This is a genomic window from Bradyrhizobium sp. UNPF46 (assembly GCF_006658625.1).
In the GTDB taxonomy this organism is placed as follows: domain Bacteria; phylum Pseudomonadota; class Alphaproteobacteria; order Rhizobiales; family Xanthobacteraceae; genus Bradyrhizobium; species Bradyrhizobium nitroreducens.
On record NZ_LFJB01000031.1, the window covers coordinates 34644 to 49550 of the forward strand.

General features: G+C 65.3%; 12 protein-coding genes. 6 read left to right on the forward strand and 6 right to left on the reverse strand.

Annotation, left to right across the window (positions count from 1 at the left end):
• The first annotated feature begins 17 nt into the window (after positions 1–17).
• From nosZ to UNPF46_RS13825, 6 genes are read left to right on the forward strand one after another with little or no spacing between them, the layout of a single operon-like run.
• Entirely contained in the window at positions 18–1964 is a 1947-nt protein-coding gene (gene nosZ / locus UNPF46_RS13800) for a TAT-dependent nitrous-oxide reductase (RefSeq protein WP_142250370.1), read from the forward strand.
• 35 nt (positions 1965–1999) lie between these two features.
• On the forward strand, positions 2000–3358 hold the full coding sequence (locus UNPF46_RS13805) for a nitrous oxide reductase family maturation protein NosD (RefSeq protein WP_142250371.1): 1359 nt from the start codon (positions 2000–2002) through the stop codon (positions 3356–3358).
• Positions 3355–4275 carry an ABC transporter ATP-binding protein gene (locus tag UNPF46_RS13810; RefSeq protein WP_142250372.1) on the forward strand — a complete coding sequence of 307 codons (921 nt, stop codon included), beginning with the start codon at positions 3355–3357 and terminating at the stop codon, positions 4273–4275. The genes UNPF46_RS13805 and UNPF46_RS13810 overlap by 4 nt, the downstream gene beginning before the upstream one ends.
• Entirely contained in the window at positions 4272–5099 is an 828-nt protein-coding gene (locus tag UNPF46_RS13815) for an ABC transporter permease subunit (RefSeq protein WP_142250373.1), read from the forward strand. The genes UNPF46_RS13810 and UNPF46_RS13815 overlap by 4 nt, the downstream gene beginning before the upstream one ends.
• Positions 5096–5665, forward strand: coding sequence for a nitrous oxide reductase accessory protein NosL (locus tag UNPF46_RS13820; RefSeq protein WP_142250374.1), 570 nt, complete (start codon positions 5096–5098; stop codon positions 5663–5665). Before UNPF46_RS13815 ends, UNPF46_RS13820 begins: the two co-directional genes overlap by 4 nt.
• A complete protein-coding gene (locus UNPF46_RS13825) occupies positions 5662–6657 on the forward strand; it encodes an FAD:protein FMN transferase (RefSeq protein WP_142250375.1) in 996 nt (331 codons plus the stop codon). The genes UNPF46_RS13820 and UNPF46_RS13825 overlap by 4 nt, the downstream gene beginning before the upstream one ends.
• A 41-nt stretch (positions 6658–6698) precedes the next feature.
• Here UNPF46_RS13825 and UNPF46_RS13830 read toward each other — a convergent pair whose 3' ends face one another.
• From UNPF46_RS13830 to UNPF46_RS13855, 6 genes are all read right to left on the reverse strand, one after another.
• Positions 6699–7514, reverse strand: coding sequence for a hypothetical protein (locus UNPF46_RS13830; protein ID WP_142250376.1), 816 nt, complete (start codon positions 7512–7514; stop codon positions 6699–6701).
• An 86-nt stretch (positions 7515–7600) separates the two neighbouring features.
• Positions 7601–8890, reverse strand: a complete 1290-nt coding sequence (gene fsrB, locus UNPF46_RS13835; RefSeq protein WP_142250377.1) for a siderophore utilization protein FsrB — start codon at positions 8888–8890, stop codon at positions 7601–7603.
• A gap of 58 nt (positions 8891–8948) precedes the next feature.
• Entirely contained in the window at positions 8949–10940 is a 1992-nt protein-coding gene (locus tag UNPF46_RS13840; protein ID WP_181769919.1) for a TonB-dependent siderophore receptor, read from the reverse strand.
• A 709-nt stretch (positions 10941–11649) separates the two neighbouring features.
• Positions 11650–12777 carry a hypothetical protein gene (locus tag UNPF46_RS13845; protein ID WP_142250379.1) on the reverse strand — a complete coding sequence of 376 codons (1128 nt, stop codon included), beginning with the start codon at positions 12775–12777 and terminating at the stop codon, positions 11650–11652.
• Between the two features lie 181 nt (positions 12778–12958).
• Entirely contained in the window at positions 12959–13624 is a 666-nt protein-coding gene (locus UNPF46_RS13850; RefSeq protein ID WP_100177446.1) for a methionine ABC transporter permease, read from the reverse strand.
• Positions 13614–14753 (reverse strand): methionine ABC transporter ATP-binding protein, encoded by a 1140-nt coding sequence (locus tag UNPF46_RS13855; protein ID WP_181769920.1) that lies wholly within the window; start codon positions 14751–14753, stop codon positions 13614–13616. The genes UNPF46_RS13850 and UNPF46_RS13855 overlap by 11 nt, the downstream gene beginning before the upstream one ends.
• Positions 14754–14907 lie beyond the last annotated feature (154 nt).

Below are 14907 nucleotides of genomic sequence, written 5' to 3' on the forward strand. Positions count from 1 at the left end.
AAGCCGAGGAGGCAATCATGAGCGAGAACGAACAGGCCAAGGGCGTCAGCCGTCGAACAGTGTTGGGAACGACGGCGGTCGCGGCGGGCGTCGGCCTTGCCGGCGGCGTGGCGCTGAAGGACGGGGGCTTCGTCTCGTCTGCGGATGCACAGACCAAGGCGGCTGCACCGAAGGCCCCTCCTGCCCGGTCGGCCGTGCTGAAGACCGAGGTCGCCCCCGGCGAGCTCGACGAATATTACGTGTTCTTCTCGAGCGGCCAGTCCGGCGAGATGCGCATCGTCGGCCTTCCTTCGATGCGCGAATTGATGCGTGTTCCGGTGTTCAACCGCTGCAGCGCGACCGGCTGGGGCCAGACCAATGAAAGCCTCAAGGTTCTGACCGAGGGACTGCAGCCCGCGACCCGCGAATTCCTGAAGACCCGCGGCGGCACCTACACGAACGGTGACCTCCACCATCCCCATATTTCGTTCACGGACGGCACCTACGACGGACGCTACGCCTTCATGAACGACAAGGCCAACAGCCGCGTCGCGCGGGTGCGGCTCGACGTCATGAAATGCGACAAGATCGTCGAACTGCCGAACCAGCATACCGTCCATGGTCTGCGGGTGCAGAAATATCCGCGCACCGGTTACGTGTTCGCCAACGGCGAGGATGGCGTGCCCCTGCCCAACGACGGCAAAGTCCTCGACGATCCCAAGCAATATCGTTCGATCCTGAGCGCGGTCGACGGCGACACGATGAAGGTGGCCTGGCAGGTGATCGTCAGCGGCAACCTCGACAATGTCGATGCCGACTACCAGGGCAAATACGCTTTCGCGACCTGCTACAACGGCGAGGAAGGGGTCACGCTCGCGGAGATGACCGCCAGCGAGCAGGACTGGGTCGTCATCTTCAACATCAAGCGGATCGAAGAGGCCGTGAAGAAGGGCGACTTCAAGGAAATGAACGGCGTGCCGGTCATCGACGGCCGCAAGGGCTCGGCCTACACCCGCTACGTGCCGGTCTCGAACAATCCGCACGGCATGAACACGGCCCCCGACGGCATCCACATCGTGGCGGCCGGAAAGCTCTCGCCGACCGTGACCGTGATGGACGTGCGCCTGTTCGACCAGCTGTTCGACGACAAGATCAAGCCGCGCGACGTCGTCGTCGCAGAGCCCGAGCTTGGCCTCGGGCCGTTGCATACCGCCTACGACGGCAAGGGCAACGCCTACACCACGCTGTTCCTCGACAGCCAGGTCTGCAAGTGGAACATCGACCTCGCCAAGCGGGCCTTCAAGGGCGAGAAGGTCAATCCCATCATCCAGAAGCTCGACGTGCACTATCAGCCGGGCCACAACCATACCTCGATGGGCCAGACCAAGGAGGCCGACGGAAAATGGCTGATCTCGCTGAACAAGTTCTCGAAGGATCGCTTCCTGAACGTCGGGCCGCTCAAGCCGGAGAACGATCAGCTGATCGACATTTCGGGCGACCAGATGAAGCTGGTGCATGACGGCCCGAGCTTCGCCGAGCCGCACGACGCGACCATCGTCCACCGCTCCAAGATCAATCCGATCTCGATCTGGGACCGCGCGGATCCGATGTTTGCGGATGCGGTCAAGCAGGCCAAGGCGGACGGCATCAATCTGGAAGCGGACTCGAAGATCATTCGCGACGGCATCAAGGTGCGCGTCTACATGACGTCCACCGCGCCGGCGTTCGGCCTCGAACAGTTCCAGGTCAAGCAAGGCGACGAAGTGACCGTCTTCGTGACGAACATCGACGCAGTCGAGGATCTCACGCACGGCTTCTGCATCGTGAACTACGGCATCCAGATGGAAGTGGCACCGATGGCCACCGCCTCCGTCTCGTTCAAGGCCGACAAGCCGGGCGTCTATTGGTACTATTGCTCCTGGTTCTGCCACGCCATGCACATGGAGATGAAAGGCCGGATGTTCGTCGAGCCCAAGTCAGTTTGATGCCGGCTTGAAGCCGGTCTGATCGGAGCGACCTCATGGGTCTACCGTTACGCATGTGTCCGGCGGCGCTCGTCGCCGCCGGATTGTCCGGCTTCGCCCATGCGGCGACGTTGACGGCTGCGCCCGGCCAGTCGCTGCAAGCCATGCTGGACGGTGCGCGCGCCGGCGACGTCATCGCGCTCGCGCCCGGCGAATATCACGGCTCGATCCGGATCGACCGTCCCCTGCAACTCATCGGGAGCCGCGAGGCGGTGCTTGATGGAGACGGCTCCGGCAACGTCATCACTGTCACCGCGCCCGACGTCACCGTTCGTGGCCTGACGATCCGGGCCTCCGGCCGCGATCTTCAGGCCATGAATTCCGGAATCTTCCTGCAGAAGACGGCCGAACGCGCGACGGTCGAGGGCAACCGCCTGGTGGGCAATTTGTTCGGCGTCTATGTGCACGGCGCCAGGGGCTCCCGCGTCGTCCGCAACGAGATCGAGGGCCTGCACGGGGTCCGTCTCAGTGAGGCCGGCAACGGCGTCTCGCTGTGGAACGCGCCCGACGTCACCATCGCCAACAACATGTTCCGCTACGGCCGCGACGGCATCTTCTCGATCTCCAGCAGCAAGGACCGCTTCGTCGACAACCGCTTCGAGCAGGTCCGCTTCGCGGTCCACTACATGTACACCAACGACAGCGAAATCAGCGGCAACGTCTCGGTCGGCAACCATGTCGGATATGCCATCATGTATTCGAACCGCCTGGTGATCCGCGGCAATTCCTCCGACCACGACCGCGACTATGGATTCCTCTTCAACTACGCGAACTATGCCCAGATCGAGGACAACCGGGTAATCGGCGGCCCCCTGAGCTCGACGATACAGGGCACGCAAGACAGTCCCGACGACGAGCGAGGCATGCTCCCGCAGGCGAAACGGGAGAGCACGCTCAAGAGCGGCCCGGAGAAATGCGTGTTCATCTACAACACCAATCACAACAAGTTCCGCAACAACTGGTTCGAGCGCTGCGCCATCGGCGTGCACTTCACGGCCGGCTCCGAAGGCAACGAGATCACCGGCAACGCCTTCGTCAGCAACGCCAACCAGGTGAAATATGTCGGCACCCGCCACCTCGACTGGTCGACCGGCGGCCGCGGCAACTACTGGAGCGACAATCCGGCATTCGACCTGAACGGAGACGGCATCGCCGACACGGCGTACCGGCCGAACGACCTCATCGACCGCGTGTTGTGGACGGCACCCGCCGCGAAGGTCCTGATCAATAGCCCAGCTGTCCAGGTGATCCGCTGGGCGCAGGCGCAGTTTCCGGCGCTGCTGCCGGGCGGTGTGGTCGACAGCCATCCGCTGGTGTCGCCGCCGCGCATTCCTGCGCCGAAGGAGACGCGATGACCAGCACGGTACGCGTCAGCGACGTCACCAAGACCTATGGCCGCGTCGAGGCCGTGCGCGGCGCGTCATTCGCGCTTGGCCAGGGCGAGCTGGTCGCCTTGATCGGCCACAACGGGGCCGGCAAGACCACGCTGATGAAGCTCATGCTGGGATTGATCCGGCCGACCAGCGGCGCCATCGAGGTTCTCGGCGACAATCCTGCCGCCGGCGAGTTCGCGGGGCGACGACAGCTCGGCTACCTCCCCGAAAACGTCTCCTTCGACCCTGCCCTCACCGGCCGCGAGACCCAGGCCTTCTACGCCAGGCTGAAGCGGGAGCCTGTCGCCAAGGCCCTCGATCTGCTCGACGCCGTCGGGCTGGGCGCCGCCAGCCGCCGCCGGGTGAGCACCTATTCCAAGGGCATGCGTCAGCGCCTCGGCCTTGCCCAGGCGCTGCTTGGCGCACCGCGCGTGCTGCTGCTGGACGAGCCCACCACCGGGCTCGATCCGGAATTACGCCAGACCTTCTACGACATCATCGCACGGCTCGCCGCTGCGGGCACGACCGTGCTGCTGTCGTCGCATGCGCTGACCGAGCTCGAGGAGCGCGCCGGCCGGGTCATCATCATGAATCGCGGCATCAAGGTCGCGGACGGGTCGATCGACGAGCTGCGTCGTCTCGCCCGGCTGCCCACCAGGATCCGCCTCAAAGTGGCTGGCCTCGCGCCGAGCGAGATGCCGCCCTGGGCTCCCGCAGACGCGACCTGCCGCCGCCTGAACGGTCATATCGTCGAGATCGATGCCGCGCCGGAGCGGAAGATCGAGCTGCTGCACCGCGCCACGGCCGCCGGCAATGCGGTCGAGGACGTCGACGTCGTTCCGCCGACCCTCGACGAGCTCTATGCTCATTTCCTCCGGCAATCGGAGCAGGCGCCATGAACATCCTGATCATCGCCGCCAAGGAAATCCACCAGGCCATCCGCAATCGCTGGGTGCTCGCCGCGACGCTCCTGCTCGCCGGGCTGGCACTGTCGCTGACCTTTCTCGGCAGTGCGCCGACCGGCAATGTCGGCGTCCGCGCGCTGGACGTGGTCGTCGTCAGCCTGTCGAGCCTGACGATCTTCCTCGTTCCGCTGATTGCGCTTCTGATCTCCCATGACGCCATCGTCGGCGAGATGGAACGCGGGACGATGCTGTTGCTGCTGAGCTATCCGGTGGCGCGATGGCAGGTGCTGCTCGGCAAATTCCTGGGCCATCTCGCCGTCCTCGCCTTTGCGACCTGCCTCGGCTACGGCGCGGCGGTCGGTGCGCTGGCCGCGACGGGCAGCCAGATCGATAGCGATAGTTTCCTGGCCTTCGCGGCGATGGTGGGCTCCTCGGTGCTGCTCGGCGCCGCGTTCGTCGCGATCGGCTATCTGGTCAGCGCGCTCGTGCGCGACCGCGGAACGGCCGCCGGCATCTGCATCGGCTTGTGGCTGTTGCTGGTGCTGATCTACGACATGGCGCTGCTGGGCGTGCTTGCGCTCGATCAGGGACGCAGCATCTCGGCCGCCGCGCTCAACGCCATGCTGCTGGCGAACCCGACCGACGCCTATCGGCTGATCAATTTGACCGGCTTTGCCAATGTCAGCACCTTCGCCGGCATGGCTGGCCTTGCCCAAACCTCGTCCCTGACCATCCCGGTCCTGCTGACCGCCCTGCTCGGCTGGACGCTGCTGCCGCTGGGGCTCGCCGCGCTCGCCTTCTCGCGGAGGGAGCTATGAGGCGCCGAACGTTCCTGCTCGCCCTGCTCGTGCCGCTCGCGCTTGCGGGCTGCAACGAGAAGCAGGCCGCGAAGATCCCGCCGCCGCACCGGATGACCGCCGAAGACATCGGTCACTACTGCGGCATGAACGTGCTGGAGCATCCGGGACCGAAGGGCCACATCTTCGCCGCGAGCCTGATGGAGCCGGTGTGGTTCTCCTCGGTGCGTGACACCATCGCCTTCACCATGCTCCCGGACGAGCCCAAGGACATCCAGGCGATCTACGTCTCCGACATGGGCAAGGCGCCCGACTGGGACAAGCCCGGCGCCGACAACTGGATCGAGGCGCGCAAGGCGTTGTTCGTGATCGAAAGCCGGGTCAAGAGCGGCATGGGCGGCGACGAGGCCGTTCCGTTCTCGGACCGGGCGGCGGCGGAGAAGTTCGCCGCGCAGAACGGCGGCAGGATCGTCGGCTTCAACGAGGTGCCCCGGGACTACGTCTTGTCGTCGGCGAACGCCGGCGCTGCCGTGGCGGCGGACGAGGCGGAAAGCCCGCCGGGCGAACGAGGAAGGAGGACGCCATGACGCGAACCCTGACGCGCCGACGCTTCATCCGGATCAGCGCGGCGGCAGCTGGCCTTGGCGTGTTGTCTCCAGGTTATCCCGTTCGTGCCGAGATCGCGCCGGCGACCTGGCGTGGCACGATGCTGGGCGCGGTCGCGACGATGGAGATCCACGACGAAGATCGCAGCCGGGCGGAGCGGCTGATCGCGCTGGCCTGCGCCGAGGCGCGGCGGCTCGAGCGGCTGTTCAGTCTTTACCTCGACGATTCCGCCCTGGTCGCGCTGAACCGGACCGGTATCCTGCTTGATCCCGCCGTCGAGATGGTCGACCTGCTCTCGGCCTCGCAGCGCTATTCCACGCTGACGGGCGGCCTGTTCGACGTCACCGTGCAGCCGCTGTGGCAGCTCTATGCCGGCCATTTCGCGCGCGATGACGCAGATCCGGCCGGCCCTGCGGCCGCCGCGATCGAGGCCGCGCGCGCGCGTGTCGGCAGCAGCCGGCTGTCGATCAGCCGCGACCGGATCGTGATGCCCAAGGGCATGGCGGTCACCCTGAACGGCATCGCGCAAGGCTACGTCACGGACAAGGTGGTCGAGCTGCTGCGGGCGCATGGCATCTCTCACAGCCTGGTCGACATGGGCGAGGCCCGCGCGATCGGGTCGCGTCCGGACGGACGTCCCTGGGATGTCGGCATCGCCGATCCCGACCTTGTAGGCCGCACGAAGGCGGTGCTGCCGATCATCGACCGCGCCGTGTCCACCTCGGGCGGCTACGGCTGCCAGTTCGATCCCGCGGCGCGCTTCAACCACCTGTTCGATCCGCGATCAGGCCTCTGCGCGCAGCGCTATCGCAGCGTGACGACCGTGTCCCGCTGCGCGACCGCCGCGGACGCATTGTCGACGGCGTTCAGCCTGATGCCGGAAGACCAGATCAGATCGTTGCTGCCGGGTGCCGACATCGACCGCGTGCATCTGATCGACGCGGCCGGCAGGTCGGTCGAATTGTCCGTGTAGTGGCTCCACGCTGGCGCGGAGAAAACAGCGCCGGGGTCGCGCTATCGCGATAGCAGCAGCTCCAGCTGGCTCTGCGCCTTCTTCACGACCGCTGGGTACCAGCCCTGGTTCGGTGCTTCCTTGGCGAAGCACTTGGTGTAGGCGTCCATCGCCTGGTCTTCTTTGGCCATGGCATCCTCTGGCACTTTCTTCGCCATCATCTGCTTCCAGACCTTCTCGCAGGCCGGGATCTCTGCCGTCTTCACGGCATCGGTGTCGGCGAGGAAGAAGACCTTGTCGCCCTGGATCGCGACGACGTCGATCTCGTGCGGCGCTCCCTTCAGGTCGCCATTGCCGCGCACCCCCAGCACGGCAGCGACAGTGCTCGCGGAGGCGGGCTTGGCGATCGGCAGCTCGGCATATTTGGCGAAGGCGGAGTCCTGGATCGCCTGATAATAGAAGCGGTCGGACTTGAAGGCCGCGCCGATCTCCTGCGGCATGCCGTCCTCGCGATGCTCGCGCAGCCAGTGCTTGAGCAGTCCCGTGGTGGTCACCACGGCCTGCCTCTTGTCGCCCACCGAGGCGAAACCGAGCCCGTCGAGATGGCCGAAGCCCGAATCGCCCTTGAAGAGCGTGTCAGCGTTCGACTTGCCTTCGGCGGGAAGCCCCTTGATCGCGACCGGTCCGACCAGGCCGCGCAACACGCCTGCCAGCTCCTTCAGGGCGGCATCATGCTGCTTGTAGATCTCCTCGCTCTCCTTGGCCTTCGAGAACTTGGCGATGTAGCGATCGCGCAGGTCGAGATAGGACTGTTCGGGCGTGGCGGCATGGACGGGCGTCGCCAAAACGAGCAGGCAGAGCAAGGCAAGCGATTTCATCAGATTTCCGGAATCGGGGAGCAACCTCCCTTCTTTGTGCCCTTACCTTGCGGCGAGGTTCATCAGCAAGGTCCGGTGCGCCGGCCCTACTCCGCCGGCGTGAGCTGCCGGCTCAGGCGCAGCGCCGCGGTCTCGCGCACGCGCACCCGGGCACGGCGCTTGCGCCACCAGATCACGACGCCGGTGACCGAGAGCGCGGCCACCACGAGCCCCATGATCGAGATCAGGATGCGGCCGAACAGGCCGACGATGCGGCCCGAATGCAGCGGGAATTGCGCCTGGACGAAGATATCGGCGGCGGTGCCGACCCAGGGCAACCGCTCGCCGATGGGGCGGCCGTCCTCGCTGTCGTAATAGAGCTGCGCCGGGCCGACGCCGCCCGCGCCGTGGTCGTCGCCGGGGTGGAAGAAGGCGGCGGCATAGACGCCATGGGCCGGGCCGTAATTGATCGAGCCGACCGGAACGGTCCAGCCGCGCGCCTTGCCGTCGGCGGCGGCGCGCTCGGCGATCTCGGCGAACGTCATCTTGGGCTCGATGGGATCGTCGAGATCGCGATAAGGCCGCTGCTCATACGGCGTCGGCGTGTAGTTCGACACCATCTTCATCAGCGGCGAGAACACCTCGAAATAGAGGTTCAGCGAGAACGCCGTGAAGGCGATGACGAACAGCACGCCCCAGGTCCACAGGCTGAAGGCGCGATGGATGTCGAAATTGATCCGGTAGGCGCTGCCCGAGGTCTTGATGGTCCAGGCCGGCGCCCAGCGCGCCCAGAAGCCGCGTTCGAGCTGGCGCGCGACGGCTGGCGCCCGCGCCGCCTTGGCGCGGCGGCGCGACGGCAGCGTGAGGTAAAAGCCGACGAAGCAGTCGATGGTCCAGATGATGGCGATCACGCCGAGCACGCGCATGCCCCAGCGGTCGCTGCCCCAGAATTCGGGAATGTGCATGGTGTAGTGCAGCTTGTAGAGGAAGGAGACGAAATTCTCCCGCGTCACCGGCCAGACCGCGCCCCAGTAGCGGCGGCCGAGCTCAACGCCGGTGTTGGGATCGAGGAAGACCTGATTGTAGTCGAGCGGATAGCGCTTGCCGGTCGCCGGATCGATCCGCGGCATCACGAAGAACCATAGCGAGTGACCCTGCTCCGGCGTCATGAAGAGATAGACGACGCGCGCATGGGGATCGCGCTGCTCGATCATCCTGGCGAGTTCGATCGAGGGAATGGCTGGCCCCTTGGTCGAGACGTCGAACAGACGACTGTTCAGGACGTCGTCGAGCTCGTGATCCCAGGAGATGATCGCGCCTGTTATGCCGGAGAAGAACAGGAATCCGGCCGTGAGCAGTCCCGCCCAGCGATGCAGCCTGCCGAATATCGCTCTCATCGCTCAAGTCTCACTTCAAAGGTCCGGCTCCCGGGGCCGGACCGTCGTTACGTCGATCTCACCAGCGATAGGTCAGCTTGCCGATGGCCTTGCGTCCCTCGGCGTAGAAGCAACCCGAGGCAGCGCCGTAGCACGCGGCGACATAGCGCAGGTCGGTCAGATTGGTCACGTTCAGCGACAGCCGCCAATTGTCCCTGCTATAGGCGAGCAGCGCATCCAGCACGGTTGCGGACGGCACCTTGAAAGTGTTGGCGTCATCGCCCCAGGTCGCGCCGACATAGCGGATGCCGCCGCCGAATTGCAGCCCGGCGAGCTGGCCGCTCTGCAGCGTGTAGTCGCTCCACAGCGAAGCGCGGTTGAGCGGCACCGTCGTCGGCGCCTTGCCGAGATTGACCGGATCCCGCGACAGCTCGGCATCGACATAGGCGTAGGCGGCGCGCAGGTTCCAGCCGTCGGCGAGCGACATCGTGCCCTCGAGCTCGATGCCGCGCGACTTGACCTGGCCGAGCTGCGAGGCCGTATAGGTCGGCGGCGCATAGACGACGACGTTGTCGCGCGTCAGGTCGAAGCCCGCGAAGGTGAACAGCGCGTTCCAGCCGAGCGGCTGGTACTTGACGCCGACCTCGTACTGCACGCCGGTTTCAGGATTCAGCAGCTGGCCGCTGGCCGTCGCGAGCACCGGCAGGAACGATTCCGAGTAGCTCACGTAAGGCGCGATGCCGCTGTCGAAATTGTACATCACGGCAGCGCGGCCGGTGAAGGCCGATGCATCCTTCGAGATCGAATTGTTGGCGATGCCGTTGTCGACCTGCGTTGTCACGAAGTCCTGGCGGCCGCCGAGCTGGAAGGACAGCCGTCCGAGCTTGATCTGATCCTGCAGGTAAAGGCCGGTCTGCGATTGCTTGACGCCGGTCTTGTCGCTCGGCGTGGTGTCCACGGCGTAGTCGTAGCTGTACACGGGGTTGAAGACGTTGACCGTGGGAGACGAGGTCGTCACGCCGAAGGCGGTGTCGCGGAAACTGGTGTTGCGATAATCGATACCGGCGAGCACCGTGTGCTGCAGGAAGCCGGTCGCGAACTTGCCCTGCAGCTGATTGTCCACCGCAAACGAGTTGATGTACGAATTGCTGTAGCTGCCGACGCGGGCATAGTCGCCGGCGGCTTCGTTGGTGTAGCCGGCGCCGTAGAAGACCTTCTCCTCGTTGTGCTGGTAGGCATAACGCAGGTTCTGCCGGAACGTGATGTTATCGGTGAAGTTGTGAGAGAACTGGTAGCCGGCGGTCGCAAGCTCCGTGTTGAACGCATCGAAGCTCGGGACGCCCGCGAAGAAAGAAACCGGGATGGTGCGGCCATTGTTCGGCCAGACCGTGCCCGAGGCCGGCAAGAACTGGAGGCCCCACCCCGCCCGGTCGCGCTGATAATTGGCGAGGATCGTGAGCGTGGTGTCTTCATTCGGCTTGAAGGTGACGGCCGGCGCGATGAAGACACGATTGTCCTTGGTGAAGTCGACCTGGGTCTCGCCGTCGCGGACGACGCCGGTCAGGCGCCACAGCACGGTGCCTTCCTTGTTGGCGGGGCCGCCCATGTCGAACTGGCCCTGATAACGGTTGAAGCTGCCGCCGGAGATCGAGACCTCGCCGAACTGCTGCGCGGTCGGCAGCTTCGTCACGTAGTTGAGCAGGCCGCCGGTGCCGCTGCCGCCATACATGGCCGATGATGGTCCCTTCAGCACCTCGATGCGCTCGGCGCCGTAGGGGTCGAGGCCGTTGAAATGCACGTAATTGCTGGAGGGAATGCGCAGACCGTCGACATAGAGGCCCGGCATGGTCATGTCGAAGCCGCGGATCTGGAGGCCGCCGAAGCGGGTGTCCGAGCCGCCATTGACGTCGCCGCTGACGCCGGCGGTGTAGCGCAGCGCCTCGCCGATCGAGACCGCGCCCTGGTTCCTGACCTGGTCGGTCGTGATCACCGAGACCGACTGCGGCGTTTCGATCAAGGGCGTATCGGTCTTGGTCGCGGTGCCGCTTCGCGTCGCGACGAACCCGCGCACTGGACCATTGGCGCGTTCGCCTGTGGCGCCATTCGATGATGCCGACTGGGTTGGCGCAGCCTGTTGCGCCGGCGAGCGGCGATTGGCGCGTGCGGTTCGCGTCGCTGCAGCCCGCCGCGACGACGCAGTCGCCGCTGGACGAGTGCGCTGCGCCGGCGCCTCGACGGTGACCGCAGGAATTTGCGTCTGGGCCTCCACGGAAGCGAAGGGAATGACGAGAGAGAATGTGCTGACCGCCCCGAGGAAGAACACCCGAATCTGTCGACGACGCGTGTCGCCACGCGAAGAAAATTGTAAGTCGCTCACGTCTTTCGAGGCCCCACGCACTGCCGGCTTCGCCGGTATCGTTCTTGATGCCCCGACCTAACGCAGGCAATTTCGGAGCGCGATAGGAACCGGGTTAGAACTTCTCCAGACCTGTGCGCAGCACATGCGGCGAATGCACTCAGCCGCGGCGAGAGGCGCGCAGATTTGGAATCATTCTGAACGAGCATGGTCAGCCGACGAGGCGCGAGCACCAGTGACACGCAAGCCGCCCGCGCACGCGAAGTGCGTGGCTATACTGGTGGCGGGATGATCCGGCGCGGATCCAGCGCCGTCTGGTGCGTCGGCGCCCTGCTCCGCCAGCCTCGTGGCAGCATGACCCAGGCTCCGGCTTCAACACGACAAGCGCTGGTCGGCGGCTCGCTCGGGAATCGGTGGCGTTCTCTCAATCGTCGGTCTTCCAGAACGTGAAAGTCTCGTCCGGAATGTCTTTCATCGGAATCTTGACGGCGCGATTGAGCCACTCATATTCGCCGCTCTTGCTCTCGTACTCGGCACGCCTCTTCTTGCTCAAGTTCTTCGGGCTGGCCCAGTGGTTGGCACCGTGGGTCGGATCGCTCTTCGGTTCATCCAGACGCGCGCGAACGGCCTCCAGGCTGTCGGCCACGCTCCTGATGTACTTGACCTGATCGCCTTCGTCGGGATCATCGAACCGCTTCTCGCTCCGCGTGAAATTGCTGATCTCGGCTCCTCGTGGAGGCCGCAGGTCTCCCTTTGTCAAATTGAGGTAGGCGTAGGCGAGGCACTTCTTGATGTAGGGGTCCTCTCCCCTGGCTTCGTTCATGACGACGTCGGCAATCAGCTCCACCTTCTCGGGGTCACTCCGTCCCGCAACGGCGGCCGCGTGGGCCGCCGCCAGTCTGGCCGCAGCCTCCCCGTAGCGCGCCTTGTTGCTCTCGAGCCCGTCCAACGCCTTCTTGTGCCTCTTGATCTGACCTTCGTCCAGCTTGCCGCTTTTGTCTTTCTTGCCACCCTCGAGACGCACGAGATCGTCGCTGTCGGTCTTGTGCTGCGCAGCCATCGACTGGAGCGTCCGATAGAGATCGTTATACTGGACCTTGAGCGACGCGAGCTTTTCACTCTCCTCCGCGGTGCGGTTCTTGTTGCTTTCCAGAGCCTTGCGCTCGTTTGCGATCTCTTCAAACTGCGTGTTCAAAGACTGATAGGCATCCTCCCGCTTGCGGGCAGCGTCGCGTTTGTCGCTGAGCTTCTGCAGCGCTTCGGCCTCCTTCTTGAACGCCGCTTCGCCCTGTGCCTCCTGTTCGGAGAGCCAGGTCTCATAGTGGCCGTAACCGTGCTTGGCGCATTGCGCACAGAGCGACCGGCTGCCGATGTCATCGCTGCTCCTGTTCTCCGTGAAAATCTTCGAGCCGGTCGGGCAATCATCCTGATTGTGATAAACGTCGTGACCTTCATCGGTGGTCGTGAAATAGGCCGCAATTCGTGCCATGTGTGCCTCCCCGAAGGGCGCGCCGAGTGCGCCTCGCGAAAACGAGTATCGTGAGATGCGCACAATTTTGCGTTGATTTCGATCAATGCCGGGCGTGCAAGAGCGCCGGGCAGCGTCGTTCCATCCGGCAGAGCTTTACCTCCACCGCGTCAAGCTCGTCCCTACCGCCGCTGCGTCGCGCTCGCGCGACGGCACCCGCCTCGTGGGATCGAACACGTTGCCGTGGCGCGCCAGGCCAATTGGTTCAGCGATGCCGCAGCCGGCGATTGACCCGCCGCGCCAGATAATCGCCCGCGCTTTGCACGAGCTGCACCAAGGCGATCAGCACGACCACGACGGCCAGCATCATCTCCGGCATGAAACGCTGATAGCCGTAGCGGATGCCGAGGTCGCCAAGGCCGCCGCCGCCGACCGCGCCGACCATGGCGGAATAGCCGAGCAGGCTGACCACCGCGAGCGTCAGCGCCAGCAGCAGGCCGGGCAGCGCTTCGGGGATCAGCACCTTGAGCACGATCTGCAAGGGCGATGCGCCGAACGAGGATGCGGTCTCGATCAGGCCGCCGTCGACCTCGCGAATGGCCGCTTCGACCAGGCGGGCGATGAACGGCGCCGATGCGATCGTCAGCGGCACGATCGCCGCGGTCGAGCCGATCGAGGTGCCCGCGACAAACCGGGTGAACGGGATGATGGCGACCACCAGGATGATGAAGGGCGTCGAGCGCGTCGCATTGACGATGGCGCCCAGCACGCGGTTGACGAGCGGAGCCGCGAACAGCTCGCCCTTCCGGCTGGTTGCGAGGAAGACGCCGAGCGGCAGGCCGAAGACGGTGCCGAGCAGCGCGGCGATGCCGACCATGTACAGGCTCTCGCCCGTGGCCTGGATGATCAGGTTGATGAGTTCAGGCGACATAGCCGAGATGCTCCGCCGGGAATTGGTATTGAGAGAGCCAGGCCATAACCCGCGCCTGCGCATCCTCGCGGCCGGGTATGCCCAGAACGAGCGAGCCGACATGCTGGCCGCCGATCTCGTCGATGCGGGCCGACAGCAGCGCCACGTCGAGGCCGAGCTCGCGGGCGAGCCGTGCCACCACGGTGTCGCCGGCCCCTGCCCCGCGCACCTGGACGCGGATCACGGCCTGCCCGCCGACAGGCGGCTCTGCCACGATCCGGCTCGCCAGCGAGACCGGCAGGCTGTCGCCGATGACTTCCGCAAGGAAGGACTGCGTGATCGGATGTTTCGGGTGCGTGAAGATGTCGGCGACATGGCCGCTCTCGACGACGCGGCCGGCATCAAGCACCACCACTTCCCTGGCAAGCTGGCGCACCACGGACATTTCGTGGGTGATCAGCACGATGGTGACGCCGAGCTCGCGGTTGATGCTGGCGAGCAGATCGAGGATCGCGCGCGTGGTCTGCGGATCGAGCGCCGAGGTCGCCTCGTCCGACAAGAGCACGCTCGGCCGCGTCGCCAGCGCACGGGCAATGCCGACACGCTGCTTCTGGCCGCCGGAGAGTTCCGAGGGATAGCGGTCGTGCTTGTCGGCGATGCCGACGAGCGCGAGCAGCTCGGCGACGCGGGCCTTGATGTCGGCCCTGGTCCAGCCGGCGATCTCGAGCGGCAGCGCGATGTTGTCGGCCGCGGTGCGCGACGACAGCAGGTTGAAGTGCTGGAAGATCATGCCGATCGAGCGTTGCGCGAGGCGCAGCTCGCGGCCCGCCAGCGCCGAAATATCGCTGTTGTCCACGATCACGCGGCCCGTGGTCGGCTTCTCCAGCCCGTTGATCAGCCGCACCAGGCTCGACTTGCCGGCGCCGGAACGGCCGATCACGCCGGTGATGGAACCACGGGGAATCGCGAAGTCGATGTCCTGCAGCGCATTGATGCCGGGCTTGCCGCGATAGGCCGGATAGGTCTTCGAGATGCCTACGAAGCGGACCATCATGTCCGGTTCAGCCGCGGCAGGTGACATCGCTTCTGGCGGCGCAATCGGCTGTCCGACGGCGAGCGATTGGTGGGCGTTCATGGAGACGGCCTTCATGCACAATAGTTCTCTCGCCCGCCCGAAAAGGCAAACGAGAGCCGGGTCGCATCAGCGACTGGGAGGCGGAACAGCAACAGACGCCTCAAAAAGGGCACGCGCTGCACCGCAGCACGCACCATCGCCTTTTCCAGTCTTTGTTGCAATGTCAGAT

Coding starts and splice junctions, on each gene's coding strand:
- nosZ (WP_142250370.1), top strand. CDS start 18: ATGAGCGAGAACGAACAGGCCAAGGGCGTCAGCCGTCGAACAGTGTTG.
- UNPF46_RS13830 (WP_142250376.1), bottom strand. CDS start 7,514: ATGAAATCGCTTGCCTTGCTCTGCCTGCTCGTTTTGGCGACGCCCGTC.
- UNPF46_RS13815 (WP_142250373.1), top strand. CDS start 4,272: ATGAACATCCTGATCATCGCCGCCAAGGAAATCCACCAGGCCATCCGC.
- UNPF46_RS13855 (WP_181769920.1), bottom strand. CDS start 14,753: ATGAAGGCCGTCTCCATGAACGCCCACCAATCGCTCGCCGTCGGACAG.
- fsrB (WP_142250377.1), bottom strand. CDS start 8,890: ATGAGAGCGATATTCGGCAGGCTGCATCGCTGGGCGGGACTGCTCACG.
- UNPF46_RS13825 (WP_142250375.1), top strand. CDS start 5,662: ATGACGCGAACCCTGACGCGCCGACGCTTCATCCGGATCAGCGCGGCG.
- UNPF46_RS13805 (WP_142250371.1), top strand. CDS start 2,000: ATGGGTCTACCGTTACGCATGTGTCCGGCGGCGCTCGTCGCCGCCGGA.
- UNPF46_RS13810 (WP_142250372.1), top strand. CDS start 3,355: ATGACCAGCACGGTACGCGTCAGCGACGTCACCAAGACCTATGGCCGC.
- UNPF46_RS13820 (WP_142250374.1), top strand. CDS start 5,096: ATGAGGCGCCGAACGTTCCTGCTCGCCCTGCTCGTGCCGCTCGCGCTT.
- UNPF46_RS13850 (WP_100177446.1), bottom strand. CDS start 13,624: ATGTCGCCTGAACTCATCAACCTGATCATCCAGGCCACGGGCGAGAGC.